Annotated in this window: 19 protein-coding genes; 9 read left to right on the top strand and 10 right to left on the bottom strand. The window is 58.2% G+C overall.

The genetic code is table 11. The annotated features are described in order from the left end of the window. Positions 1–143 precede the first annotated feature (143 nt). On the top strand, positions 144–1,559 hold the full coding sequence (locus tag MCRY_RS01225; RefSeq protein ID WP_085627633.1) for a uracil-xanthine permease family protein: 1,416 nt from the start codon (positions 144–146) through the stop codon (positions 1,557–1,559). Positions 1,560–1,759: 200 nt separating this feature from the next. Beyond that, a complete protein-coding gene (gene arsB / locus MCRY_RS01220) occupies positions 1,760–2,815 on the top strand; it encodes an ACR3 family arsenite efflux transporter (RefSeq protein WP_085627632.1) in 1,056 nt (351 codons plus the stop codon). 4 nt (positions 2,816–2,819) lie between these two features. On the opposite strand, the gene bhcD is transcribed toward arsB, so the two are convergent. From bhcD to MCRY_RS01190, 6 genes are all read right to left on the bottom strand, one after another. Then, positions 2,820–3,785 (bottom strand): iminosuccinate reductase BhcD, encoded by a 966-nt coding sequence (gene bhcD / locus MCRY_RS01215; protein WP_085627631.1) that lies wholly within the window; start codon positions 3,783–3,785, stop codon positions 2,820–2,822. Positions 3,786–3,921: 136 nt separating this feature from the next. Next, positions 3,922–5,085: a 3-hydroxy-D-aspartate aldolase BhcC gene (gene bhcC / locus MCRY_RS01210; RefSeq protein ID WP_085627630.1), complete on the bottom strand. Its 1,164-nt coding sequence runs from the start codon at positions 5,083–5,085 to the stop codon at positions 3,922–3,924. Between the two features lie 106 nt (positions 5,086–5,191). Further along, positions 5,192–6,160, bottom strand: coding sequence for a beta-hydroxyaspartate dehydratase BhcB (bhcB, locus tag MCRY_RS01205; protein WP_085627629.1), 969 nt, complete (start codon positions 6,158–6,160; stop codon positions 5,192–5,194). After that, positions 6,157–7,350 carry an L-aspartate--glyoxylate aminotransferase BhcA gene (bhcA, locus tag MCRY_RS01200; RefSeq protein WP_085627628.1) on the bottom strand — a complete coding sequence of 398 codons (1,194 nt, stop codon included), beginning with the start codon at positions 7,348–7,350 and terminating at the stop codon, positions 6,157–6,159. Before bhcA ends, bhcB begins: the two co-directional genes overlap by 4 nt. 209 nt (positions 7,351–7,559) lie before the next feature. Beyond that, positions 7,560–8,393, bottom strand: coding sequence for a bifunctional allantoicase/(S)-ureidoglycine aminohydrolase (locus MCRY_RS01195; protein ID WP_085627627.1), 834 nt, complete (start codon positions 8,391–8,393; stop codon positions 7,560–7,562). Between the two features lie 132 nt (positions 8,394–8,525). Continuing rightward, the gene (locus tag MCRY_RS01190; RefSeq protein WP_085627626.1) at positions 8,526–9,530 is read right to left on the bottom strand and encodes an NAD-dependent epimerase/dehydratase family protein; all 1,005 of its coding nucleotides are present in this window, start codon (positions 9,528–9,530) and stop codon (positions 8,526–8,528) included. Positions 9,531–9,706: 176 nt separating this feature from the next. Between MCRY_RS01190 and MCRY_RS01185 the strand changes: the two genes are divergently transcribed. From MCRY_RS01185 to MCRY_RS01170, 4 genes are all read left to right on the top strand, one after another. Then, positions 9,707–10,444 carry a metallophosphoesterase gene (locus MCRY_RS01185; RefSeq protein WP_238940437.1) on the top strand — a complete coding sequence of 246 codons (738 nt, stop codon included), beginning with the start codon at positions 9,707–9,709 and terminating at the stop codon, positions 10,442–10,444. A gap of 92 nt (positions 10,445–10,536) precedes the next feature. Further along, complete coding sequence (locus tag MCRY_RS01180; RefSeq protein ID WP_085627625.1) at positions 10,537–12,744, top strand: NADP-dependent isocitrate dehydrogenase; 2,208 nt, start codon at positions 10,537–10,539, stop codon at positions 12,742–12,744. Between the two features lie 960 nt (positions 12,745–13,704). Next, entirely contained in the window at positions 13,705–13,911 is a 207-nt protein-coding gene (locus tag MCRY_RS01175) for a hypothetical protein (RefSeq protein WP_085627624.1), read from the top strand. A 30-nt stretch (positions 13,912–13,941) separates the two neighbouring features. After that, positions 13,942–14,148, top strand: a complete 207-nt coding sequence (locus MCRY_RS01170; RefSeq protein WP_085627623.1) for a hypothetical protein — start codon at positions 13,942–13,944, stop codon at positions 14,146–14,148. Positions 14,149–14,266: 118 nt separating this feature from the next. Here MCRY_RS01170 and MCRY_RS01165 read toward each other — a convergent pair whose 3' ends face one another. Both MCRY_RS01165 and MCRY_RS01160 read right to left on the bottom strand, forming a co-directional pair. Further along, positions 14,267–16,513, bottom strand: coding sequence for a glycosyltransferase family 2 protein (locus MCRY_RS01165; RefSeq protein WP_085627622.1), 2,247 nt, complete (start codon positions 16,511–16,513; stop codon positions 14,267–14,269). A gap of 44 nt (positions 16,514–16,557) precedes the next feature. After that, positions 16,558–17,526, bottom strand: a complete 969-nt coding sequence (locus MCRY_RS01160; protein WP_085627621.1) for a glycosyltransferase family 2 protein — start codon at positions 17,524–17,526, stop codon at positions 16,558–16,560. A gap of 224 nt (positions 17,527–17,750) precedes the next feature. Between MCRY_RS01160 and MCRY_RS01155 the strand changes: the two genes are divergently transcribed. Continuing rightward, complete coding sequence (locus tag MCRY_RS01155; protein ID WP_085627764.1) at positions 17,751–19,961, top strand: hypothetical protein; 2,211 nt, start codon at positions 17,751–17,753, stop codon at positions 19,959–19,961. Positions 19,962–19,988: 27 nt separating this feature from the next. Then, the gene (locus tag MCRY_RS01150; RefSeq protein WP_085627620.1) at positions 19,989–21,311 is read left to right on the top strand and encodes an MFS transporter; all 1,323 of its coding nucleotides are present in this window, start codon (positions 19,989–19,991) and stop codon (positions 21,309–21,311) included. Positions 21,312–21,334: 23 nt separating this feature from the next. Here MCRY_RS01150 and galE read toward each other — a convergent pair whose 3' ends face one another. Beyond that, positions 21,335–22,351 carry a UDP-glucose 4-epimerase GalE gene (gene galE / locus MCRY_RS01145; protein ID WP_085627619.1) on the bottom strand — a complete coding sequence of 339 codons (1,017 nt, stop codon included), beginning with the start codon at positions 22,349–22,351 and terminating at the stop codon, positions 21,335–21,337. Positions 22,352–22,587: 236 nt separating this feature from the next. Between galE and MCRY_RS01140 the strand changes: the two genes are divergently transcribed. Then, positions 22,588–23,634, top strand: coding sequence for a glycosyltransferase family 2 protein (locus tag MCRY_RS01140; protein ID WP_085627618.1), 1,047 nt, complete (start codon positions 22,588–22,590; stop codon positions 23,632–23,634). A 16-nt stretch (positions 23,635–23,650) separates the two neighbouring features. Here MCRY_RS01140 and epsE read toward each other — a convergent pair whose 3' ends face one another. After that, positions 23,651–24,874 carry an exopolysaccharide biosynthesis GT4 family glycosyltransferase EpsE gene (gene epsE / locus MCRY_RS01135; protein ID WP_085627617.1) on the bottom strand — a complete coding sequence of 408 codons (1,224 nt, stop codon included), beginning with the start codon at positions 24,872–24,874 and terminating at the stop codon, positions 23,651–23,653. Between the last annotated feature and the right edge of the window lie 16 nt (positions 24,875–24,890).

Here is a 24,890-nt window from a genome sequence, read left to right as displayed (position 1 = left end):
ATCTTCCGGATTGATGAGAGCGCGACGTCACAAAAGAGCTTGGTTCAACGCACTTGGAAAAGTCGTGAAGAACCAAAACTAACCGGACGGTTCAGAGGAGGAGCCCCCGGCAATAAACAAATGGTTACGAGGGAGAAGGAACCATGTCAGACGCATCTATCGGCACGCCGGAGCAGCTCCGCGATCCGAATTACACACCCCCCATCGCCAAGGCGGTGCCTCTTGGCATCCAGCACGTTCTGGCGATGTTCGTGTCCAACGTCACCCCCGCGATCATCGTCTGCGGCGCGGCAGGCTTCGGCTTTGGCTCGAACAGCCCCGACTTCCCGCAGATGATCTACATGATCCAGATGTCGATGTTCTTTGCAGGCATCGCCACACTGTTCCAGACGATCGGCATAGGCCCGGTCGGTGCGCGCCTGCCCATCGTGCAGGGCACCAGCTTTGCCTTCATCCCGATCATGATCCCGCTGGTCGCGGGCAAGGGTGTTGATGCCATCGCCGTTCTGATGGGCGGTATCCTTGTTGGTGGTCTCTTCCACGCGTTCCTTGGCCTGTTCATCGGCAAACTGCGCTTTGCCCTGCCACCACTGGTGACGGGCCTTGTCGTTACGATGATCGGTCTCGCACTGGTCAAGGTCGGCGTCCAATACGCGGCAGGCGGCGTTCCCGCCATCGGGACCGAGGAATACGGCTCGCTCTTGAACTGGACGATGGCAGGCACGGTGATCATCGTCACACTGGGTCTTAAGTTCTTCACCCGTGGCATGCTTTCAGTCTCAGCCGTTTTGGTCGGTCTCTTGGTCGGCTATGCGGTGGCCTTCGCACTGGGTCAGGTGAACCTTGGCAATGTGGGCCGTGCGGCCAGCTTTGCCTTGCCGAACCCGCTGCATTTCGGGTTGGAATTCTCCTTCGCGGCGATCCTCGGCTTCTGCCTGATGTCCTTTGTATCTGCGGTCGAAACCGTTGGCGACGTCTCCGGTATCACCAAAGGCGGCGCAGGTCGCGAAGCGACCGACAAGGAAATCCAGGGCGCGACCTATGCAGATGGTCTGGGTACAGCGATTTCCGGCCTCTTCGGTGCACTACCCAACACCTCCTTCAGCCAAAACGTCGGCCTCATCGCCATGACCGGCGTGATGAGCAGGGGTGTGGTCACCATCGGTGCGATCTTCCTGATCCTCTGCGGTCTGATCCCCAAGGTCGGCGCAGTGATCTCGTCGGTGCCGATCGAAGTGCTCGGCGGCGGTGTAATCGTCATGTTCGGTATGGTTGTCGCAGCGGGCATTTCGATGCTGTCCGACGTGAACTGGAACCGCCGCAACATGGTGATCTTCGCCATTGCCCTGTCGCTGGGCCTTGGCCTGCAACTTGAACCCGACGCACTCCAGTACCTGCCACAGACGCTCAAAGTGCTCGCCACCTCCGGCATCCTGCCCGCCGCGTTGATCGCCATCGTGCTGAACCTTGTTCTGCCCGAAGAACTGGCCGGTGAGGCAACCGAGGAAGTCTCGGGCGGCATGGCTGGCCATGGGAAAGGGTCCATGCCCGGAGAATAACTGCTCCATAGTCCATAATCAGAAAGCCCCCGATATCCATATCGGGGGTTTTTCATTTGCAGAACCCAAAGATCAAAAGTTGCGCCTTCCACAACGCGAAGATATCGCTGATCGTTGAACAGGGTGCAGCGCGGCCGGACTGACGGGCTTTCGAACAGCGGCGCGTGCGATCAATCGCAAGTGCTGCAAGGACACGACGCATGACCGATACTTCCAAAGCCACAAATGCAGGTCTCGGAACGTTCGAGCGCTGGCTGTCGCTCTGGGTCGCTCTGGCCATCGGCGCAGGACTTATACTTGGAAACCTCGTGCCCAGTCTCTTTGGGGCATTGGCGTCACTAGAAGTCGCCAAAGTCAATCTGCCGGTCGCGGTTCTGATCTGGGCGATGGTGTATCCAATGATGGTGGGCGTGGACTTCGGTTCGCTCAAGCATGTTGGTGACAAGCCCAAAGGCCTCGTCATCACAGTTATTGTGAATTGGCTGATCAAACCCTTCACGATGGCCGCCCTAGGCGTACTTTTCTTTGAAGTCATTTTTGCCGATCTGATCCCACCCGATGATGCACAGGCCTATCTCGCCGGGGTCATCCTGCTGGGGGCGGCGCCTTGTACAGCAATGGTTTTTGTCTGGTCACACCTCACCAAAGGCGACCCGACATATACCTTGGTTCAGGTCAGCGTGAACGACGTGATTATGGTGTTCGCTTTCGCACCCATCGTTGCGATCCTGCTTGGCGTGACCGACATCACCGTCCCTTGGGACACGCTTCTTCTCTCTGTTGGTCTGTATGTCGTCCTGCCCCTGATTGCGGGCTACATCACTCGTCGCAGGCTTCTTGCCAGAGGCGATGAGCCTGCAATCGACGCATTCAAATCCCGGGTCCAGCCCTTCTCCATCTTCGGCCTGCTTGCAACGGTCGTGCTGCTGTTCGGGTTTCAGGGTGAAGTGATCCTTGACCGTCCCTTGATCATTGCACTGATCGCGGTGCCGCTTCTGATCCAGTCATACGGTATCTTTTTCGTCGCCTACTTCGCGGCGCGACTATGGCGGGTTCCGTTCAACGTTGCCGCGCCCTGCGCTCTGATCGGCACATCGAATTTCTTCGAACTCGCCGTCGCGGTCGCAATCAGTCTCTTTGGACTGAACTCTGGCGCAGCACTTGCCACGGTGGTCGGTGTGCTGGTCGAAGTCCCCGTGATGCTGTCCCTTGTCGCGTTCGCCAACCGAACGCGACACTGGTTCCCCAAAGGCTAGCGGATCAGAAATCCACCTCGATCGCCACGCCCCGCTCAATCGCCAGCTCGACAACCTTGGACGCAACCGCCAAGTCCTGAAGCCCGACACCTGTGCCATCAAACAGAGTGATGTCCGCGTCCGACGTCCGCCCCTCATGGGTGCCGTTGATCACGGCACCAATCTCGATCACATCGCTCTGTGCAATCAGCCCAGCTGCCACCGCATGCTGTGCCTCGCCGATGGAAATCGACTGCGCCACTTCATCCGTGAACACCTTGGCCTTTGCCAAAAGCGCTGCCTCGACCTCTTGCTTGCCTTTGGTATCGGTGCCCATGCAGGCGATATGCGTGCCAGCACTCACATGATCGGCCATCAACGAAGGAGAGAACGCCGAGGTGATCGAGATAATCACATCCGCCTCTTGCATCCCGGGCAGATCAACAGCTTCGAACGGCACACCGGCCTCATTCGCGACCTTCTCGATATTCGGCAGCATCTCGGGGTGGTAGTTCCAACCAATCACCTTTTCGAACGACCGCTGCTCCAATGCCGCGCGCAACTGGAACGTCGCCTGATGGCCCGCGCCGACCATGCCCATCACCTTGGCATCCGCCCGCGCCAGATGCTTGATCGACACCGAAGACGCCGCCGCCGTCCGCAACGCCGTCAAAAGGTTACCGCCAACCATCGCATGAACCTTGCCCGTATCCGGATCGAACAAAAACACCGTTGACTGGTGGTTGATCAGCCCGCGTTTCTCAAGATTGTGCGGCCAGTACCCTCCAGCCTTAAGGCCCAGCGATCCGCCAACCCGGTCGAACCCGCCTTTAAAGCCGTACAAAGCATCTTCATGCCCAATCGCCTCGCGCACCACCGGAAAGTTATAGGCATCCTTGGCCGCCATCGCGGCGAACACCTGCTCCACCGCCTCGAAAGAGGCTTCGCGTGACACCAGATCAGCGATCAAGGCTTCTGGAACGATATACATGGTCTCTCCCTCATGAAAAACGGTGCGACAGTCCACACTGCGCACCGTCCTGTCTTCTTCTTTTCAAAAATATGCCGGGGGTTTGGGGGTGGAACCCCCAACCAGTCGGATCGGGCATGCCCGATCCGAAACCAGATCAATACGCGCGACCGCGGGCTGAAACCGGCCAGACTGTTTCCACAACCCCGTTGCGCACACCGACATACCAGTCGTGCACGTTGCAGGTCGGGTCACAATGGCCCGGCACCAGCTTGAGCTTGTCATTGACCTTCAGCACACCATCCGTGTCCATCACGACGCCATGCTCGTCCGAGCATTTGACATACTGAACATCGTCACGGCCAAAGATCACCGGCAGGCCTGAATCAACCGACTGCGCCTTGAGACCCGCATCCACGATAGCCTTATCCGCCTTCGCATGGCTCATCACCGAGGTCAGGATGAACAGCGCGTTCTCCCACTCGCCCTGGTCGATACGCTTGCCGTCTTTGTCGAGGATGCGGCCATAATCCGCGTCCATGAACGCGTAGGATCCGCACTGAAGTTCGTTATACACGCCCGAGTTGGATTCGAAGTAGTACGACCCGGTGCCGCCGCCGCCAACGATGTCACACTCGATGCCGTCCGCCTTAAGCGTGTCGACAGCATCTTTCACCTGCGCCACAGCAATCGCGATCTTGGCTTTACGCTCTTCATACGAGTCCATGTGCTGCATCGCGCCCTGATAGGCTTGGATACCAGCGAATTTCAGACCCTCTGCCGCATCGATCGCCTTGGCAATTTCGACAACCGCGGGCGTGGTCGTCACACCGCAACGGCCCGCACCGCAGTCGATTTCGACCAGACATTCGATTTGGGTGCCATGCTTGACCGCCGCTGCCGACAGATCGGCGACGTTTGCCAGATCGTCCACACAGCAAATCGTCCGCGCGCCCAGCTTGGGCATACGGGCCAGCCGGTCGATTTTGGCCGGATCACGCACTTGGTTCGACACCAGCACGTCTTTGATGCCGCCGCGCGCAAACACTTCAGCCTCGGACACCTTCTGACAGCAAACACCACAAGCGCCGCCCAGTTCGACCTGAAGCAATGCAACGTCCACCGACTTGTGCATCTTGCCGTGCACGCGGTGACGCATACCGTGCGCCTTGGCGTAGTCACCCATCTTCTTGATGTTGCGCTCAAGCGCGTCAAGGTCGAGCACGAGGCAAGGCGTCTGCACCTCCGACTCAGCCATACCCGGCTTGGCAGGAATATCGAAACCGACTTCAAAGTCGTCCAGAATGCTCATGTCTTTCATTGCGTCTCTCCGATTTTAAGCCGTACCCGGTCATCGCGTGGAAGCGGCATGTGTCGTATAATCTTAGAAGTTTCCTATAGGAAACACAGCATGGAGGAAAGAGCGTTTAACTCATCATCCACGGCAGTTTATCAAGGTCAACATTGCCACCAGTGACGATGACACCGACGCGCTTTCCGGCGAAAGCTTCTTTGTTCTTGAGGATCACGGCCAGCGGGACGGCGCAGGACGGCTCCATCACGATGCGCAGGTACTTCCACGTGATCTTCATCGCGTCGATGATCTCTTGCTCTGACGCAGTCATGATGTCGGACACATGGTTCGACACGAAATGCCAGGTCAGATCCTTGAGCGGCACCTTGAGTCCGTCAGCAATCGTTTCGGGCGCGTCATCGGCGATGATATGTCCCGCCTTGAAGCTTCGATAGGCATCGTCGGCCTGTTCCGGCTCGGCAGCAATGATGTTGACCTCGGGCGCCAGTGTCGACAGCGTCAGACACGTGCCCGAGATCATCCCCCCGCCCCCGATGGGTGCCACCATCATGTCGAGACCGTCGGTCTGCTCCATGAATTCCTTGGAACACGTGCCTTGCCCGGCAATGACGCGCGGGTCGTTGTAGGGGTGCACAAACTCACCACCGGTGCGCGCTTGAACTTCGGCAAACACAGCCTCACGCGAAGTGGTCGATGGCTCGCATTCGGTGATCGTACCGCCATAACGGCGCACCGCGTCCTTTTTGGCCTCCGGTGCGGTACGCGGCATGACCACGTTGCACGGGATACCGCGACGTCCGGCAGCATAGGACAGGCACAAAGCGTGGTTGCCGGACGAATGGGTACAGACGCCCTTTTTCGCCTGTTCATCGGTCAGGCCAAACACTGCATTCGATCCACCACGCACCTTGAAGGCACCCGGCTCCTGAAAGTTCTCGCACTTGAAGAACAACTGTGCGCCGGTCAATTCGTTTAGGTAATCAGACTGCATGACCGGCGTGCGGCGGATATGCGGCTTGATGCGCTCATGCGCTGCCAGCATATCGTCGTAGGTCGGGATAGTCATAGCCAGGTCTTTCATTCTGCGGCCACCTTCGCTGCAATCTTGGAACCATGCCGATAGTATTCCTGAGCGGCGGCAACCCCTGACCCGAGCTTGATATCAAGCCCAAGGTCCACCATGCACATCTCGGCAGTAGCAATCCCCGACAGGGCCATCACGTCCGTGAGGCTGCCAAGATGGCCGATGCGGAACACCTTGCCAGCGACCTCACCCAGACCCACACCAAATGCAACGCCATAGGCGCTGGCCGCATGGGTCACGATATCTGTCGCGTTAAAGCCTTCGGGGGTGCGAATGGCCGACACGGTATCGGAATACAGATCCGGCGTTTCCGCACACAGCTTTAGGCCCCAAGCGTCCACCGCTGCACGCACGCCTTCGGCCATGCGCGTGTGGCGGGCGAACACGTTTTCCAACCCTTCGGCTTGCAACATGCGGCAGGCTTCGTTGAGACCGTTCATCAGACCAACGGCGGGCGTGTACGGATACGCGTTGTTGGCATAGCCTTTCATCATGTCGTTCACGTCGAAGAACGTGCGGAACAGACCAGCTGTCTTGGTTGCCTCCATTGCCTTTTGGCTGAACCCGACGATGGCCAGACCCGCAGGCAGCATGAAGCCCTTTTGCGAACCCGTCACGGCAACATCGACGCCCCAGTCGTCAAACCGGAAATCCATCGACGCGATCGAAGATACGCCGTCCACCATCAGAAGCGCCGGGTGTGTGGCGGCATCCATAGCCTTGCGAACCGCGCTGATGTCGGACTTAACGCCTGTCGCGGTCTCGTTGTGTGTGGCCAGAACCGCTTTGATCCGGTGCGACGTGTCTTTGCTAAGGATCTCTTCAAAGCGGTCAGCGGGGATACCCTTGCCCCACGCCACATCTACGATGATCACATCAAGGCCAAAGCGTTCGCACATGTCGATCCAGCGATGCGAGAACATTCCATTGCGCGCCACCAGAACGGTGTCACCCGCACTAAGCGTGTTGGTCAGCGCGGTCTCCCATCCGCCCGTACCGGACGCCGGGAAAATGAACACCTCAGCGCTGGTGCTTTTCAGGATTTGCTGAACCGCCTTGCGGGCAGGGTGCAGGATTTGTCCAAACAGCGGCGACCGATGGTCGATGGTCGGCATATCGCACGCTTTGCGAAGCGATTCAGGGATGTTCGTCGGACCGGGAATGAAAACAGGGTTCTGGAAACTCATGGTGTATCTCCTCCAATTGAACGTATCCTACGCGATCCAGCCCCCGCATTCAATTTTTTCGAAATTATTTTTCATTTTTGGAGGAAGTGGAAAAATAAGCGATATCAGTGCATTAATTTTTTCATCTTATGAAATGATTTTTCGAAAAACAAAAGCGCACCTCCAAAAAGATGCGCTTTTCATCCATTTCAAACAGAATCGGAAGGCCTTTACCGTCCTGCGCCCAAGCGCAACGGCATGTGCCGGTTTACATCCTTGTAAAGCAGATACCGGAACCGCCCCGGTCCACCTGCGTAACACGCTTGCGGGCAGAACGCGCGCAGCCACATGTAGTCCCCAGCCTCGACCTCGACCCAATCCTGATTGAGCCGGTAGACCGCCTTGCCTTCGAGCACATAGAGCCCGTGTTCCATCACATGGGTTTCTGCAAACGGGATCACCGCGCCGGGTTCAAGCGTCACAATGGTAACATGCATATCGTGGCGCAGGTCACTCGGATCGACAAAACGGGTTGTTGCCCACTTTCCATCCGTACCCGGCATCGGGGATGGGGCAACATCTGCTTCGTTCTTCACGATCACTTCGGGATGGTCGAGTCCTTCAACCGCTTGATACGCCTTGCGCAGCCAGTGAAAGCGCACCGGCTCTGTCCCGGTGTTGCGCAGCGTCCAACCCGATTGAGGCGGCAGGAATGCGTAACCGCCGGGCATCATCTCATGTGTTTTACCACCCACGGTCAGGCTCATGGACCCTTCGACCACGAACAACACACCTTCGGCCTCTGGATCGGTCTCGGCGCGATCTGACCCGCCACCGGGGCCAACCTCCATGATGTAATGCGAAAAGGTCTCGGCAAAGCCGGTCATCGGACGCGCGATCACCCAAAGGCGGGTGTTGTCCCAGAACGGCAGAAAGCTCGTGGTGATGTCCCGCATCGTGCCTTTGGGGATCACCGCATAGGCCTCGGTGAACATGGCGCGATCCGTCAAAAGCTGATCCTGCCCGGGATGCCCGCCCTTGGGCGCGTAATAAGACGTGGTCATGCGCGATACTCTCTGCTGCTGATGCGCCAAGTATCGCGCCGCGCAGCCCAGCCGACCATGCCTATCGGCAATCAAGACTTTTCGGCTTTCCTTGATAATCGCCCGGGATTGCCTTGGAACCGCAATCAATCGTCAAACGCGGTAATAGTCCCGATACCACTTTACGAACTTCGCCACCCCATCCCGCACATCGGTCTTGGGCGCATATCCCGTCAGGTTCCGCAGCAAGGACGCATCGGCCCATGTGGCAAACACATCGCCTTTCTGCATCTCCATATAATTGCGCTTGGCTGAAATCCCGGTCTCGGCCTCGATCGCCTCGATGAAATCCATCAGGCGCACCTTGTCAGAATTGCCGATGTTCACGACCCGGTAGGGCGCTGCCGGGCTGAGCGTATCCCCTTCAACCGCGGTTTCCGGCCCACCGGGCACCGCATCCATCAACAGCCGGATACCGCGCACGAGATCCTCGACATAGGTAAAGTCGCGATACATGTCGCCGTGGTTGTAGATGTCGATGGGCGTGCCTTCAAAGATGCCCTTGGTAAACTTGAAGAGCGCCATATCGGGCCGTCCCCACGGGCCATAGACGGTGAAGAACCGGAACATGGTGGTCGGGATGTTCCACAGATGCGCATAAGAATGCGCCATGCTCTCATTCGCCTTCTTCGTTGCCGCGTAGAAGGTTAACTGGGTATCCGCCTTGTCGGTCTCGCGAAACGGCATCTCTTCGTTGGCACCGTAGACTGACGACGTCGACGCCATCAGCAGATGCTCAACCTGCAACTGCCGCGCGGCTTCCATCACGTTGAACGTACCGACCAGATTGCTGTCCAAATAGGCGCGCGGATTCTCAAGCGAATAACGTACACCGGCCTGACCGGCGAGGTGAACAATGATGTCCGGCGCGAACTCAGCCGCGACCCGGTCAAACGTGCCGTTCTCCTCTAACGTCGCATGGGTAAAGCTGTAGCCCGGAGATTGCAGCAACATCTGGTTACGGCGTTCCTTGAGCGTCACATCATAGTAATCGGTGATCGCATCATAGCCGTGGACAACAAAGCCTTCCTCCAGCAAAAGCCGCGCGAGATAGAACCCGATAAACCCGGCGGTTCCGGTGACAAGGACACGTTTCATAAAGCCGTTTCGTATATGAGATCGTTCGGAGTGTGCTCGCGCCTAGCACGAAAGACAGACGGCGACCACCAAATGAAATCCCCTCTGGTCTTTGTATTGACGATGAGGACACCATATTCCCCTGTAGAAACGCCCAAAAAACTGGCAAATGCCAAACGCTCAAACAAGAAGACTGCATGATGTTCTCCAATCTTTTCGGCAAACGCAAAACTTCCGAGCCTGAGGTTGTCTTCGAGCCGGTTGAACCGGAATCGCGGTTTTGCGTGATCGGAGACATTCATGGCCGCTATGATCTGCTGACCACTTTGGTCGACGCCCTGCCGCAGGACATGAGCATCATCTGCGTCGGCGACCTGATAGATCGCGGCGACCACAGCAAAGATGTGCTCGAGTACGTCATTGGGCATGATCGCATCACATCGCTGATGGGCAATCATGAACAACTCATGCTGAACTTCCTCAAGTCGCCGGAAAGCCAAGGGCGCAGATGGCTTCGCAATGGTGGCCTGCAAACATTGGCCAGCTTTGGCGTGTCCGGTGTCACCGATTCATCCGGGGCAGAAGGCCTGACGCGGGCGCGAGATAATCTATACGATACAATGGGCGAAAAGATGGTCGCGTGGGTCGCAGGACTCGATTGTATTGCATGGTCCGGAAACGTGGCAGTCGTCCATGCGGGCGCGGATCCAAGCACTCCGCTTGAAGAGCATGCACCTGATACGTTCATCTGGGGACACCCCGAGTTCCGAAAAAAGCCTCGCGAAGATGGGTTCTGGATCGTCCACGGTCACACGATCGTCGACAGACCCAAGATGCAGGACGGCCGCATTTCCATCGACACAGGCGCCTACGCCACGGGGCAATTGACCGCTGCAGTATTCGCGCCGGACGGGGTCGAGTTCATTTCGACCTGAACCGCTGATTGCGGCAATGTATACCACTGTATGCTGTTTACGACTCAGCTGGTTTGGCCTATTGCATGGGCAAATCATGAAAGGCGTGACCCATGGCTGATTCCACAACCCCCGACATCATCTATACCAAGGTAGACGAAGCGCCCGAGCTGGCCTCGGCCTCGTTCCTGCCGATCATCCAGAAATTCGCAAGCGCCGCAGGCGTAAGCGTCGGCACCAAGGACATTTCGTTGGCAGGCCGTATCCTTGCCACCTTCCCCGAACACCTGACCGAAGGTCAGCGCCAGTCCGACGACCTTGCAGAGCTTGGCCAGCTGGTGAAGACGCCCGAAGCGAATGTGATCAAGCTGCCGAACATCTCGGCATCAGTGCCGCAGCTGGTCGCCGCGATCAAAGAACTGCAAAGCCAAGGCTATGCACTGCCGGATTACCCGGAAACACCCGAAACGGATGCCGAAAAGGCGGTCCGCGCCAAGTATGACACGATCAAAGGCTCCGCCGTGAACCCGGTCCTGCGCGAAGGCAACTCCGACCGCCGCGCAGCCAAGGCGGTCAAGGCCTATGCCCAGAACAACCCGCACCGCATGGGCGACTGGTCTGCCGACAGCAAGACACGCGTGTCCTCCATGACCGGTGGAGATTTCCGCTCGAACGAGAAATCCGCGACCCTCTCTGCAGAAAGCACAGCAAAGATCGTGCTGGTCAGTGAAGACGGTTCTGAAACTGTCCTGAAGGACGGTCTCAGCTATCCCGCAGGCACCGTTGTCGACGCGACATTCATGTCGGCAAAGGCGCTGGACGCCTTCCTTGCCGAAGAGATCGCCAAGACCAAGGAAGAAGGCACGCTCTTCTCGCTTCACCTCAAGGCGACGATGATGAAGGTCTCCGACCCAATCATCTTTGGCCATGCGGTCAAAGCCTACCTTCAGCCAGTTTTCGACAAGTTTGGTGATCAGATGGCCGCTGCGGGCATCAACCCGAACTCGGGCCTTGGTGATCTGATGGCTCATGTCGACAACATGCCCGATGTCAAAGCCGAAATCGAAAAAGTGCTGGCCGACCGCGCGCCGTTGTACATGGTGGATTCCGACAAGGGCATCACCAACCTGCACGTACCCTCGGACGTGATCGTCGACGCCTCCATGCCTGCCCTGATCCGCGCAGGCGGCAAAGGTTGGGGGCCGGACGGCAAGGAACACGATGCAAACTGCGTCATCCCCGACAATTCCTATGCACCGATCTACGAAGAGACGATCAACTACTTCAAGGAAACCGGTAAACTGGACCCGGCAACCGCGGGCACAGTGCAGAATATCGGACTGATGGCGCAAAAGGCCGAAGAATACGGCTCGCACCCGACCACATTCGAAATCCCGCACAACGGTACGGTCAAGATGATCCTCGGCGATGGTACGGTACTGCACGAACATGCGGTCGAAACGGGCGACATCTGGCGCTCTGCCTCGACCCGCAAAGCACCAATCGAAGATTGGGTACAGTTGGCCATCGACCGTCAGAAAGCCGAAGGCTGCGAAGCAATCTTCTGGCTGGATGCGACCCGCGCACATGATGCCGAACTGATCAAATACGTTACGCCAATCCTTGCGGCCAAAGGCCTGACGGACACGTTCAAAATCATGGCACCACGCGAAGCAACCCGCGCGTCGCTGGAAACGATCCGCGCAGGCGACACCTCGATTGCGATTACAGGCAACGTGCTGCGCGACTACCTGACCGACCTGTTCCCGATCCTCGAACTGGCCACATCGGCCAAGATGCTGTCGATCGTGAAGCTGATGAACGGCGGCGGTCTTTTTGAAACGGGCGCAGGCGGCTCAGCGCCGAAGCACGTGCAACAGCTGATGGAACAGAACCACCTGCGCTGGGACAGCCTTGGCGAATTCTGTGCACTTGGCGAAAGCCTGCAGTTCCTCGCGGATGTGCGGAGCAACGAAAAGGCCCGCGTGCTGGGCAAAGCCGTGGACGCCGCGACGCAGGGCATTCTCGATGACAATCGGTCGCCCTCGCGCAAAGTCGGTGAGCCGGACAACCGCGACAGTCACTACTGGTTCGCCCGCTACTGGGCCGAGGCCTTGGCGGCGCAGTCTGAGGATGCCGACTTGGCTGCCCATTTCGCACCCATCGCGGCTGCTTTGGCTGAGAACGAGGCGACAATCCTGTCAGAGCTGAAAGCGGCTCAGGGAGCACCTGCGGATCTTGGTGGGTATTACCACACCGATACTACAAAAACTGCAGCAGTGATGCGCCCCTCGGCCAAACTGAACGAGATCATCGGCTGAGAGCTGGCGGTGCAACGGTCGCAAGCCCGTTCGAACGGGCTTGCGCATCGCGTTCGAAGCGCGGGACCAAGCGCTCGCCTCATTTCCAAGTTCTTAACCCGCGCAATTCACCTTCCCCGCCACAAAGCGCTTTGAGCGGGAAGGGTCACTCCCATGCCGCGATACGACAAAATGACATTTCTCTCACATGCCGGAAGGCTGACCTTGAGAGACCGGTCTGAACAGGCTTCGGCACCCCCGGAGTACAGGTCACGCGTTAAATCGCGGACGCGAGAGAACCGTCATGCCCACGGGGCGGCGCCGCTTCTACTCTTACAACATGCAGCCATCCTAGGACGCAAGCCTGGGACCCTATGCCAGCCAGACCCTTGGCCAAGCACAAGGATCTCCATAAAGCAGAACGACAGTTCACCGGGTCCCGCCCGGTGAAACCGCTTGGGCGTTTCTAATCGCCCCTGCACAACGATCTGTCACAGACTGCTCTGCGCAGGCCTGCCTCAAAAAATAGCCCGCTTGCCCCGACCGACTCACTTCAATTTTCAAAATCCACCCAAGCCGCCTGACACATGGATCACGGCCGTGGTCTCGGCTGCTCGCACCCCGGTGTTCCCATTGAAACATATGCCCTTTTCCGGACCGTCACATTTTCTTGATACGTCATAGGACATCGCCGAACCCGTGATCTCCGTCACGCGGCAGTGTCAAATCCTGCCATCCGAACACCGCCAAAAACCCAACAAATCCTGACCCGCACCAAGCCTGTGCAGCCGCGCGCAGGGGGTGATCGCCCGCCCCTCGCGTCAAGGCCACTTTTGCGAGAGCCGCTGTGCACGAGCTGTGAATTCAAAGCCCGCCGCACCAACCCTAACTTGATTGGTGTCGGACAGACAGACCGACGACAGACACAACCGAAAACCGCGCCACACGGCGCATCTCAATACAAACCAAAGGATCAAACATATGAAAACGCTCATCGCAGCAACCGCCCTCGCCCTCACCGCATTCTCGGCATCCGCCATGGTCGACACCTCGGGCATCTCGCAATTCGCACCAAACGTCGATGTCTCCACGCTGACCGAAGCCGAGGTCAACACCATCCTGTCCGTCATCCATTCCGGTGACAGCAACGGCGAAAAGCGCGCCGTCATCCAAGCCCTCGTCAAGTAAACCAACCCTCATACAAAAGGACTTAAGAAAATGAAAACTCTGATCGCAGCAACCGCCCTCGCCCTCACCGCATTCTCGGCATCCGCAATGGTCGACACCTCGGGCATCTCGCAATTCGCACCGAACGTTGACGTCTCCACACTGACCGAAGCCGAGGTCAACACCATCCTGTCCGTCATCCATTCCGGTGACAGCAACAGCGAAAAGCGCGCCGTCATACAAGCTCTGGTCAAGTGATCCAGACACGGCCCATGACGGTCGCACACCACTCCCCGCGACGCAGCCTCTGACACAAGCTCCGTCGCGGACGATGAAAAGGCCGCCCCAAATGGGCGGCCTTCAATCGTTTAGGGGGTCAATGTGCGGTTTCACCAGTGAGTTCGACGGTGAAGAACCAATCTTCCTCCGGATCTTTGAGCAAGACTTCATCCGGCACCACCTCGGGACCAGACAGGAACACGTTTGACCCAAAGTGATTGTGCAATCGCGACAGCTTCTCAAGCCGGCCCCCCGTCAAATCCGCATAGAAATTCGCGTAATTCTCTGTTGCGCGCAGCGCGTCGATCTTGGTCTTGTGCGCCGCCACTGCGCTGTCATGTGCCGCGCCGATCTCGGGGTCTGACAGCAAGCGCTCCAGTTCCGCCTGCATCATCGGCAGGCGTAATTGGATCGACAGCTCTTCCTCGTAATTGTTGTTCATCCGAAACCAATAAGCGAGCCCCTGATCCCGGTCGACATGGTTCACTCGCCCGCGATCGCGTTTCACAAGAAAACTCTCGGCAGAGCGTACGGCGTAGTGGTTCAGTTGCACTAGGTCATAGCCATACGTCTCGGTCGTGGAGCGCCAGCCATTGCGGAACATCTCGCGCGGCAGAGGGTTGCCTGATCCGTTGACCCAGTTGATGTCCTCCCAAAGCTGCGGATTCAGACCCTTGGGTCGGTGCACCCCCATCTTCTTGAAGAGACCAATATTCTTGAAAAGCGTCTTGAAGCCCCAGGCCTGATGCGGTTTACGGGCAAACTCGGGCGCAGAGCGCAGGAACTGTTCGGTGATCGGGCGATCGACGTATTCATGCACGTCGCAATTGCCAAAAAGCCGCCATGTCATCGCAATCATGTTGGCGTCGGGCACGGCGTCGAACAACGCATCCAGCGTGCCATCGCCCACCTTGATGTTTACGAATTCGTCTACGTCGATGCAGGTCACCCAAGCCGCATTCTTGACCACCGGTTCATCATCCGAAGCCTGCAACGCCGCGTGTTGTGGCTTTAGCCCGCTTTCGCGAAACGGGTTTTCCCGGTGCTGCACGAACCCCTTCCGTTCGAGCATTTGCAGCATCGTATCAGTGCCGTCGGTGCAATCATTGGTGTAAACCAGAATGTCGTCGAACCCGATCGCACGGTGATAGGCCAACCATTCAAGGATGAACGGCCCTTCATTCTTCATCGTGGTGACGATGGCGCGGCGGCCCTTTCCCTTGGGCAGCGCATCGGCCTCCAGTTCGGGCATCCGAACAGGTTTGTGCCCCCAGTACTGTTCAGACATTTCGATCAGCGGCGGGTGCTCGATAAGCGAGGTCTTGGGCACGATCTTTGAGATCGACGGCGTCGGATGCCGCAGCGCCATGTGCCGGTAGAACAGTTGCGTGCGACCCCGGTCCGGTATCGCATTGCCGATCCGGATCATCCGCCAGATCGCCGCCTCGGGTGCCTTGGCAGGAGCAATACACCAGCGTTGTCGTCCCCCCTTGGCATCGAACTGGACGCAGATGTGATCGGCGAAGCGTGTCGGATCGTCCTTGCGCACGCGCCAAGGGTAACAGTGGCGGCCAAACAGCGCGATCACCCCGCCATCAGCCTCGACCGCGCTGTCGAACATGTTGGGCGCATCCAGAGGCATGAGATCGTGCACTTCGATGTTGCTGACCGCCCGCGCCTGCCCCAAAAAACGGGCGCGTAGGATCTCGTAAAGCGACATCGCACCAAGGGGCGAATCCCACGGTGACGGCTTTGGCACTTTCATCCGGTCCTTGCCGGGGGCTTCGGGCACGCAGAAAGGATGCGCCTCGGCCGGGGTATCGGTGCGGCCCAGCGGCAAATCGCTGGTCAGGATCGTCACATCACAATCAACCGAGAGGCGGTTCAGTTCGGCTGCCAGACCCGACGCAAAAGCAGGGTCGGCCCCCGGTTTCGCGCGGTCCACGATCACGACCGCCTGAAGCGATTGGGTCTTCACATGATGCTGCACCCAAACCGCAACGGTCTGTGCATCTTCGCCATTGCGCACAGCGGCGATGCAGTTCAATCCTTCGAACCGGTCCTGTTCCGACGCCACCGGGGTGATGTCCACCGGAGCACCATCAAGCGTCAGCCGTAGGTGGCCATCGGCGGGCAAAGGATAGGTGATGCATGCCGCACCACCGACACTGATCTGTGACAGCGGCACCACACCGTCTGCATGCGCCAAGGACGACAAATCACTGCCCGCCGCAAAAAACAAAGTCGCGCTGCGGTCATCCTTTGGCCCCGTCGCAACTGCGTCCAGCAGGGTGATCTGCCCAAGGCTCAGACCCAGCAAGCGTCGTTCGATCACCTGTCCCATGTCGTCCTTACCTGTGGTTCAACAGCCGATCGGTCGCGGCCCGATCACAACGCTGCCTTCAACCCGTTGACCAGTTCGTCCATATCCGGGTCCATCTTCAGCGATGCGGCCTTGCGCGTGTGCCAGTCAACCGCGCGGGCGTGTAGATCTTTCAGCACCGGATCGGACTTCAATTCCTTGGCAAGCTTGGTGACCTTGGTCTTGTAGCGGTCGATCGAGCTGTCTTTTTCGTCGTTCAGATTGAACCGCTCCCAATACTCCATCCCCAGCACGTGATGCGAATGGTTGGCGCGGCCACGCGCCCGTTTGACAAGGAAACTGTCCATCGACCGCAGCGCGTAATGATTGACCTGCGCATGGGTGAAGAGCGGCGGATTGGCGGTGCGTTCGCCGTTGATCACATAGTCGATCCCGCCGGGCAAAACGCGCCTTGTGTCGGCCACGTGTTCCTCAAGCGACACTGGCGCGTGCAGGCCCATGCGCTGAAACTTGTGCTGGTTGGTATAAAGCGATTTGACGAACTTGCCGGTTTCGGGGCGCAGGTCTGCGTCCCATTCGTATTCGCCCTTGCGGAATTGCTGTGTCACGGGTTTATCCGCAAAGCCTTCGATCCCGTCTGATCCGAACACGCGCCATGGGACCGAGATCACATCGGCACCGGGGCCAGACCCTTCGACCAGCGCCTGCACCGATCCGTCACCCATATGCACGTTCAGGTATTCGTCCACGTCACAGACAAAGACCCATGTGGCATCCATCACGATATCATAGCGACGGCTGGCCTGCCGCAGAGCCGAGCGGTGAATTCCCGCACGTCGCACGATGGTATTGTGTTGCGTGACCAAACCCATCTCTTGCAGACGCAAGAGAATATCGACGGTCGTGTCCGTGCAATCGTTGGTGCAGACCAGTATGTGGTCAAATCCCAGCGTTTTGTAATGGGCCACCCAATCAATGATATAGGGGCCTTCGTTCTTCATGGTTGAGACAACCGTGTAGGTCTCACCGCTCATCTTATGCCTCGCCTCGCGGTTCGTTTATTGACCGCACTCATTACTATTTTGCGAAAAAACTACGTGTCAGCCAGCGTTCTTGCAAGCTGCATGGCAGCAAAGGCACGAATGGCGCAAAAACTGAGTCAGATATCACGCAGGCTACACAATGCACTGATTTGCGCTTAGCATTCCTCAAAACGACAGCGCCCGATAAGAAAAGAGGCGCGTATGAGGACATGCAGATGCCACGCACGCGCGAGGTTGGAACGCTCTGGATCGGTGGGCCGCTCAGTTGGCTGGAACAGCTGTGCCTGAAGTCCTTTGTCGACAAGGGCCAGAAGATCACCTTGTTCAGCTATGAAGACATCCCGAATGTCCCCGATGGCGTGATCCGCCGCGATGGGCGCGAGATCATAGATACAAACGATTTCATCAAGTACGAGCAAAAGAACAGCTATGCGCTGTTTGCCGACTGGTTCCGCCTGCACATGATCCACCAGAACCCCGGCATGATCTGGGTCGATACAGACGTCTATTGCTACCGTCCTATGGACTACGACAGCGATTACGTCTTCGGTTACGAATTGCCCGGCGAACATCGGGTGAACAATGCCGTTCTTGGCTTGCCAGCCGACAGCGACGCTTTGCGCCAAATGCTCGACTTCACCAGCGACCGCTATTCCATCGCGCCCTTCCTGCCGAAGAAGCGGAAAGAAGAGATGCGCAAGAAAGCCGAGAAAGGCAAACCGGTTCACATCACCGAACAGCCTTGGGGCGTGTGGGGGCCGATGATGGTGACCCATTATGTACATGCGCTGGGTCTGGAAGAGCATGTGCAACCGCTCAATGCCTTCTATCCGATCACCTTTCGGGAACGGTTCAAGTTCATGCGCCGCGGCGAACTGGCGGATGGGCTCATCACCAGCCAAACCACCGCGCTGCACCTTTGGGCGTCGAACAAGCGGCAGTTGGGCAACCTGCATGACGGGTTGCCGCCAAAGGGGTCATACCTTGAAAAGCTGGTGCAAGAGCATGGCATCACCCCAGCACTGGCCCCGATCAAAGGACGCGGCAATACCACGTTTGACGGTGCGCTGATCGACGAGTTGGACCTTGATGAGGTCAGCAGCGTCGCTGATTTGGTTGGGACAGCCCGCAGTTTTGTCCTTGCGCTCCATCACAAGTTCGATTGTGACATCCAGCTTGTGAACACGAACCGCCGGGCCAAATTCAAAGACGAGGATATGCCTTGGCTGGCCGACTACATCACCTTCCTGACCGAGAACGAGGTGGATCCCGACCGGATCAAGGTGATCCGCGCCGAGGCCGAACTTCGCCCGGTGGATGTGCTGTGCAATCTCCAAGGCTTTGGCGATCAGTGGAAGACGCAGTTTCTGGAACCATTCCTGCAACGCTGCATTCATTCGGACACGCGCGTGTTCATGGACGTCCGGCGCGGTTCCGGGGCGTTTCCGTTTCTCAAGCCCTATGGCAGCAACACCGCGCTGTCGACGCGCGAAGACGATGGCAAACAGATCACGCGCATTCGAGTCACACCGAACCCACCCGAACCCGTCGCCGATGAAAGCTGGGACGCCATCGCGCTCAAGCTTGCTGGCATGAAGGGATGGTACCGTGCAGGGGATAACGGGCACAGTTTCGTCTACATTCCACGCGACTCCGACACGCTGGTCGTGTCCTTTGACAACCTTGATATCGCCATGACTAAGCGCGAGGACCGACGCCCTTGGGGCTACAGCTTTATCAAGGATCAGGGATGGTCGATGATGGGCGTGCTGGCGGGTGGCTGGACGTGGTATCGCGAACAATGGGTGTATGATCAGTTCGACGAGTTGAAAAACAGCGGTTTCTTCACGCAGTTCAAACGCGTTGTGTTCTACGGCGCGTCGATGGGCGGATATGCAGCCTGTGCCTTTTCACCGGCAGCACCAGGATGTGATGTTGTCGCCATCTCACCGCAATCGACGGTCGATAAATCCATCGTCCCTTGGGAAACCCGGTACAAGGTGGTCTGGGACCGCGATTTTACCGGAACGTACGGCGACGCGTCAGAGGTCAGCAAGGCTGCCAATCGCGTGTCGATCCTGTATGACCCCTACGAACCGCTCGATGCGCAACACGCAGCGCGTTTTACCGGCGACAACGTGCAACACCTGCGTGCGCCACTTTTGGGGCACCGTCTTGGCAGTTCGCTGAACCAGATGGGCATCTTGAGTCCGATCATCCTTGGCGCACTGAACGGCACGCTCAGCAACGACGCCTATTATAAACTGCTTCGCGAACGTCGAAATTTCCCACGCTACCAACGGGAATTGTTCAACCGCGCCGTGGAAAAGGGACACACCACCTTGGCGAAATCGCTTGGTGAGCACATTCTCAAACAGAACCCCAACCGGGCCGTTCGCATGGGGATGAAGGAATTGCTCGGCTAGATCACCAAGACAGGAGTCCTCACAACCGTGGCCTCACCTCTGACCAATCCGAACTTCCGGTGGCTGTTCAGCGCGCAGATTTGCTCGTTGGTGGGGGTTGGACTTTTGACCGTGGGTCTCTCACTTGCCGCCTACCGGATCGGCGGGGCCGAAGCGGCGGGTCAGGTTCTGGGGTTGTTGCTGGCGCTTAAGATGGTGGCCTATGTGGGCCTTGCGCCACTGGCCGAAAGCCTTTTGTCGGGCGTGCCGCGCAAGGCCGCGCTGGTGGCGCTGGATATCGGGCGCATGGTGCTTTTGATCCCGATGGCTTTTACCACAGACATCTGGCAGATCGCAGCGCTGTCTTTCGTCTTTTTCTCGCTCTCCGCTGGATTCACCCCGCTTTACCAGTCTGTGATCCCGGACGTGGTGCTGGGTGAAGACCTTTACACAAAAGCGCTGTCCTGGTCGCGGGTTGCTTATACGCTTGAAGCGGTGCTCAGCCCGGTGATCGCAGGGGCTCTGTTGACCGTCTTGGACGGGTCCTCCCTGTTCCTTGTTGCTGCATTGGCCTTTTCGGTCTCGATCGCAGCGATCCTTTTTTCAAAGGTCCCGCAACCCTCGGCACCCGACGGGAAAAGACCGTTCTGGCACCGCGCCTCCAAAGGGCTGCGGATCTATGTCCGAACACCGCGGCTGCGCGGGTTGTTCCTGTTGAATTTTGCACTGTCGCTGTCGATGGCATGGGTTCTGGTGAACACGGTCGCCTATGCGGGGGCACGCTTGGGCGATAGTGAACGATATTTCCCGGTACTGATGGCGTTCTACGGCTTGGGCGCAGGGTTGGGCGCGTTCAGCGTTCCACGACTTGTGAAACGCACCGGAGAACGACGTGCGATGGCTTTGGGTGCGTTTGCCTTTGCTGCCTGTGGCGTGGGATTTGCCGTTTGGTCCCAACCTGCTCTTGCCGCTTTGGCTATGATCTGGATCGGGTTTGGCCTGTCGTCATCGCTTGTTCTGACACCCGGCGGTCTCGTGATCACGCGGTCGGCGCACACCTCGGACCGCGCAGCGGTTTTTGCGGCGCAGTTTTCCCTCAGCCATGCGGGCTGGCTTTTGGCCTATCCGTTGGCAGGCTGGCTCGCGACGCAGGTCTCGCTTGAGATGGCAATGCTGATGCTGTCGGCGCTGAGCTTGGTTGTCACTCTGATCGCTCTTTGGGTCTGGCCAGCGCACGATCCTTTGGAGCGTGTCCATGCGCACCCCGAGCTGCCATCAGACCATCCGCATCTGCGCAACCCAGAGGCAATCGCACCTAACCACAAACACAAGCACGCCTTTCGCATCGACGATCTGCATCCGCATTGGTAGCAGCGGCACCTGTTCTTCAGACCTCAATCCATGGCTTGCGTTGCGTTCTGCATCCACATCCAGCTTGTCCGGCACATATCGTGTAGATCGTATTTCGCCTCGAACCCCAACAGGGTCTTGGCGAGACTTGGATCGGCATAGCTCGACGCGGCATCGCCCGGACGGCGTGGCGCGATCTTGTAGGGAATGTGCTGGTTGCTGGCACGGGCATACGCCGCGATCACCTCGAGCACGGAATACCCGCGCCCGGTGCCTAGGTTTACGACATGCCCGGTACCATCACGTTCAAGCGCCTGAAGCGACAGAACATGTCCCTGTGCCAGATCACTGACATGAATGTAGTCGCGCACCCCGGTGCCATCCGGCGTCGGGTAGTCCCCGCCGAACACTGACAGAACAGGCAATTCCCCCGCTGCCACTTTGGCGACATAGGGCATGAGGTTGTCGGGAACCCCAGCCGGGTCTTCGCCGATCAACCCCGACGGATGTGCGCCCACAGGGTTGAAATATCGCAACACACCCACCGCCCAGCGCGGGTCAGCGGCAGCGGTCTGTTCGATGATCTGTTCGCAGATCAGTTTGGAATGACCGTAAGGGTTCCCATATCCCAAAGCAGCGGTTTCCGGCGTCGGCAACTCTGCGGCCTCGCCGTAGACGGTTGCAGACGAGGAAAATACCAAACGGCGCACGCCGGCTGACTCCATCGCCTGCATCAACGTCACCAGTCCACCGACATTGTTCTGCATATAGGCCAGTGGGTTGCGCACACTCTCGCCCACGGATTTATACGCCGCAAAATGCACCACTGCGTCGATCGCGTTGTCGGCAAAGACCCGATCCAGCGCCGCGCGATCCAGAACATCCGCTTGGATCACCTGCACATCATTGCCCGTCACCGCAGACAGACGCGTTGGAACCTCACGCGACGCATTGCAGAAATTGTCGACTATCAGAACGTCATACCCTGCCTCGACCAGCGCTGCATACGTGTGCGACCCGATATAGCCGGCCCCGCCTGTCAAAAGGACGCGTTGTTTCACCGAACACTCTCCTACAAATTCTGCTACACTTCATTTTACGACAGTCACACATGCCGCGCGAATTGCGGTTTCATAAAACAATAGTTTCCCACGCGGTACCGTATCGTGGCGAGAATCGGTCTCGCTCTGGACATGGCGATCCGGTTTCGCGATCATTCCGCCGCAGTTTGGCCAAAAATATCGGCTAACATCGCGAAATATGCGCCGTTGAGTAAGAGAGTAATGTTTATATCCCCATGACCCTAAGCTGGACCCTGACAATCTGCACCTACAATCGGCCACATTTCTTGGTCGAAACACTGCGCCATGCCCTGAACCAGACGCGACCTCCGGTTGAGGTTGTCGTGGTCGATGCGTCGGACAACTGGGAAGAACATCGAGACAGAATGCAGTCCGAGTTCGCGTCGGACTGGGACAACGTGTCCTTGGTCTACGCGCCTGCCGAGGTGCGGTCTTTGACCTTTCAGCGAAATCAGGCGTTGGGTCTTGCGACGTCGGATATCGTGTTTTCGCTGGATGACGACATCTACCTGTATCCGGACGCTGCGGAAAACGTGATGGACGTGTACGAGGCGGATACCGATTGCGAAATCGCGATGGTTACCGGGTTGTTCACCCCCGGCCCTTACGACCCGGATGCAGCGCCCACCGCGGCTGTTGCTCTGGCGGGACAGGAAACCAGCGGCATGCGGGCATGGGTCGAAGAGCAGTTGACCCTAGACAGTCATTTCGTTCCCTACTCAGACCCTGTTGATATGGGCCCGTTGCCCGCTTCTGTTCAGCATCTGAACGTTGCGCCCAGTGGATTGGTGAATGGCGGCCGCACCACATTCCGCCGGAAATTTGCACAGGATTCCGGCTGGACCGAACTTTTGCGGTACTATGCGACACATGAGGACAGCGATTTTTCATATCGCATGTCGCGGTATGGCCGATTGGTTGTGGCGCCGGATGCAGGGTTTTTCCATGCAGACGGTAATGAAAGCACCGCCAGCCGGTTCCTGATCAACAAGATTCGTGTGCGCAACCTGCTGGCTCTGCATGCCGTTCACAGCAGCAACCGCGTGCGGTCGGCTTTGCGCTGCTGCGCGTCCTTCGCCAAGTTCGCAAGCCTCTACCTTGCCATCGACGCCGCGCAGAAACGACTGAGCTTCCCCACTGTCAGAGCCTATCTATACGGGATTTCCCAGATACCGGTGTTTCTGTTCATGCCGATCCGGGACTTCCGGAAATGGTACACCAACATGCAAGAGCGCATGTATGGAGACAGGTACAAATCCTGATTGGGCCGGGCGTGGATCAGTCTCGCCAAATTTCCCGCACCAGCATATCCGCTCCACGGCTTGAATCGAACGCCGCAACCACCCGCGCGCGTCCCGCCTGCGCCAGTGTGACTGCCACCTCAGGGTTGTCAGCCAAATCCGTCAAGACGACCGCGAGCGCCTTTGGGTCTTTTGGCGGCACCAAAAGCCCGTCCTTGCCGTTTGTGATCAGTTCGGGCACGCCGCCCGCGTCAGTGCCCACGGTCGGAACCTCGCAACTCATCGCCTCCATATAGGCGACACCAAGAGGTTCTGACCAACTGGCCAGCACAAAGACATGCGCGGCCATCAGCTTGTCGTGCACCGCTTCGGCGCTGATTGCGCCCAGCAAGGTGACATGGTCCTCAAGCCCAAGTTCCACAACGCGTTGTTGCAGTTCGCCGCGAAACCCCGATCCGCCCGCATCGTCTTCGCCCGCAATCTCGAGCTGCACCGGCTGGCCTTGGTCAATCAGCAGTCGAACGGCTTGCATCAGGTCTTGATGGCCTTTGACGACATTCAGGCGGCCGCAACTGAACACCCGCAACGGCTCTCCGGGAATGGGGGGCACATAGGGCACATCACGCCGGAATGCGCTTGTATCCACACCCATCGGCTGCAACGGCAGACGTGTCGGCAGGGCGTCCCCCAACTGGCCGGGCAAAAGGTCGAGCAGGGCGCGGGTGATGATGCTGACAAACGCAGCGCCCCGCCATTTGAACCGTTGTCCAACGCCGTAATCCTGTAACGGGCCATGCAGGGTCAGGCTGTAGGTCAGCCCGTGTGCATAATGGGCAAGAGCCGCGATCAGGGCAGCGCGTCCGCATGAATGTGCGTGTATGTGGGTGATCCCACGCTGCTTGCAATCTTGGGCCAGTTTTTCAGCCGCCGGTGCGCTGATGATGACATCCTTGAGAAACGCCCTCGCCTCAATTTTGGGCATCAGACGGGCTTCCCTGAGGATCAGGCCCCAGGGTAGGCGCGGCAGGATCGCCAAAAGCAATGCCGGATTGCGCGACGCAAGATAGGTGGTGCGCGCCATCGCATCTTCGGACCATTGATGCGAGATCAGCCCGGCAGGTGGAACGGTGGTGCTGTAAAGAACCGGCGTCACGCCCTGCGCTTCGAGTGCCGCAATTTCGCGCCAGAAGAAGATATGGGTCTGACCGGGAAACTGCGGCACAAGATAAGCGAATGATCTGTTCGACTTTGCTGCTGACACGTTACCCAACCTTCCG

The organism is Marivita cryptomonadis (assembly GCF_002115725.1).
In the GTDB taxonomy this organism is placed as follows: Bacteria; Pseudomonadota; Alphaproteobacteria; order Rhodobacterales; family Rhodobacteraceae; genus Marivita; species Marivita cryptomonadis.
This window is presented reverse-complemented; position numbering and strand designations above follow the sequence as displayed.

Excerpts from the sequence above, each read along its gene's own strand:
- MCRY_RS01225 (WP_085627633.1), top strand. The coding sequence starts at position 144 with ATGTCAGACGCATCTATCGGCACGCCGGAGCAGCTCCGCGATCCGAAT.
- arsB (WP_085627632.1), top strand. The coding sequence starts at position 1,760 with ATGACCGATACTTCCAAAGCCACAAATGCAGGTCTCGGAACGTTCGAG.
- bhcD (WP_085627631.1), bottom strand. The coding sequence starts at position 3,785 with ATGTATATCGTTCCAGAAGCCTTGATCGCTGATCTGGTGTCACGCGAA.
- bhcC (WP_085627630.1), bottom strand. The coding sequence starts at position 5,085 with ATGAAAGACATGAGCATTCTGGACGACTTTGAAGTCGGTTTCGATATT.
- bhcB (WP_085627629.1), bottom strand. The coding sequence starts at position 6,160 with ATGAAAGACCTGGCTATGACTATCCCGACCTACGACGATATGCTGGCA.
- bhcA (WP_085627628.1), bottom strand. The coding sequence starts at position 7,350 with ATGAGTTTCCAGAACCCTGTTTTCATTCCCGGTCCGACGAACATCCCT.
- MCRY_RS01195 (WP_085627627.1), bottom strand. The coding sequence starts at position 8,393 with ATGACCACGTCTTATTACGCGCCCAAGGGCGGGCATCCCGGGCAGGAT.
- MCRY_RS01190 (WP_085627626.1), bottom strand. The coding sequence starts at position 9,530 with ATGAAACGTGTCCTTGTCACCGGAACCGCCGGGTTTATCGGGTTCTAT.
- MCRY_RS01185 (WP_238940437.1), top strand. The coding sequence starts at position 9,707 with ATGATGTTCTCCAATCTTTTCGGCAAACGCAAAACTTCCGAGCCTGAG.
- MCRY_RS01180 (WP_085627625.1), top strand. The coding sequence starts at position 10,537 with ATGGCTGATTCCACAACCCCCGACATCATCTATACCAAGGTAGACGAA.
- MCRY_RS01175 (WP_085627624.1), top strand. The coding sequence starts at position 13,705 with ATGAAAACGCTCATCGCAGCAACCGCCCTCGCCCTCACCGCATTCTCG.
- MCRY_RS01170 (WP_085627623.1), top strand. The coding sequence starts at position 13,942 with ATGAAAACTCTGATCGCAGCAACCGCCCTCGCCCTCACCGCATTCTCG.
- MCRY_RS01165 (WP_085627622.1), bottom strand. The coding sequence starts at position 16,513 with ATGGGACAGGTGATCGAACGACGCTTGCTGGGTCTGAGCCTTGGGCAG.
- MCRY_RS01160 (WP_085627621.1), bottom strand. The coding sequence starts at position 17,526 with ATGAGCGGTGAGACCTACACGGTTGTCTCAACCATGAAGAACGAAGGC.
- MCRY_RS01155 (WP_085627764.1), top strand. The coding sequence starts at position 17,751 with ATGCCACGCACGCGCGAGGTTGGAACGCTCTGGATCGGTGGGCCGCTC.
- MCRY_RS01140 (WP_085627618.1), top strand. The coding sequence starts at position 22,588 with ATGACCCTAAGCTGGACCCTGACAATCTGCACCTACAATCGGCCACAT.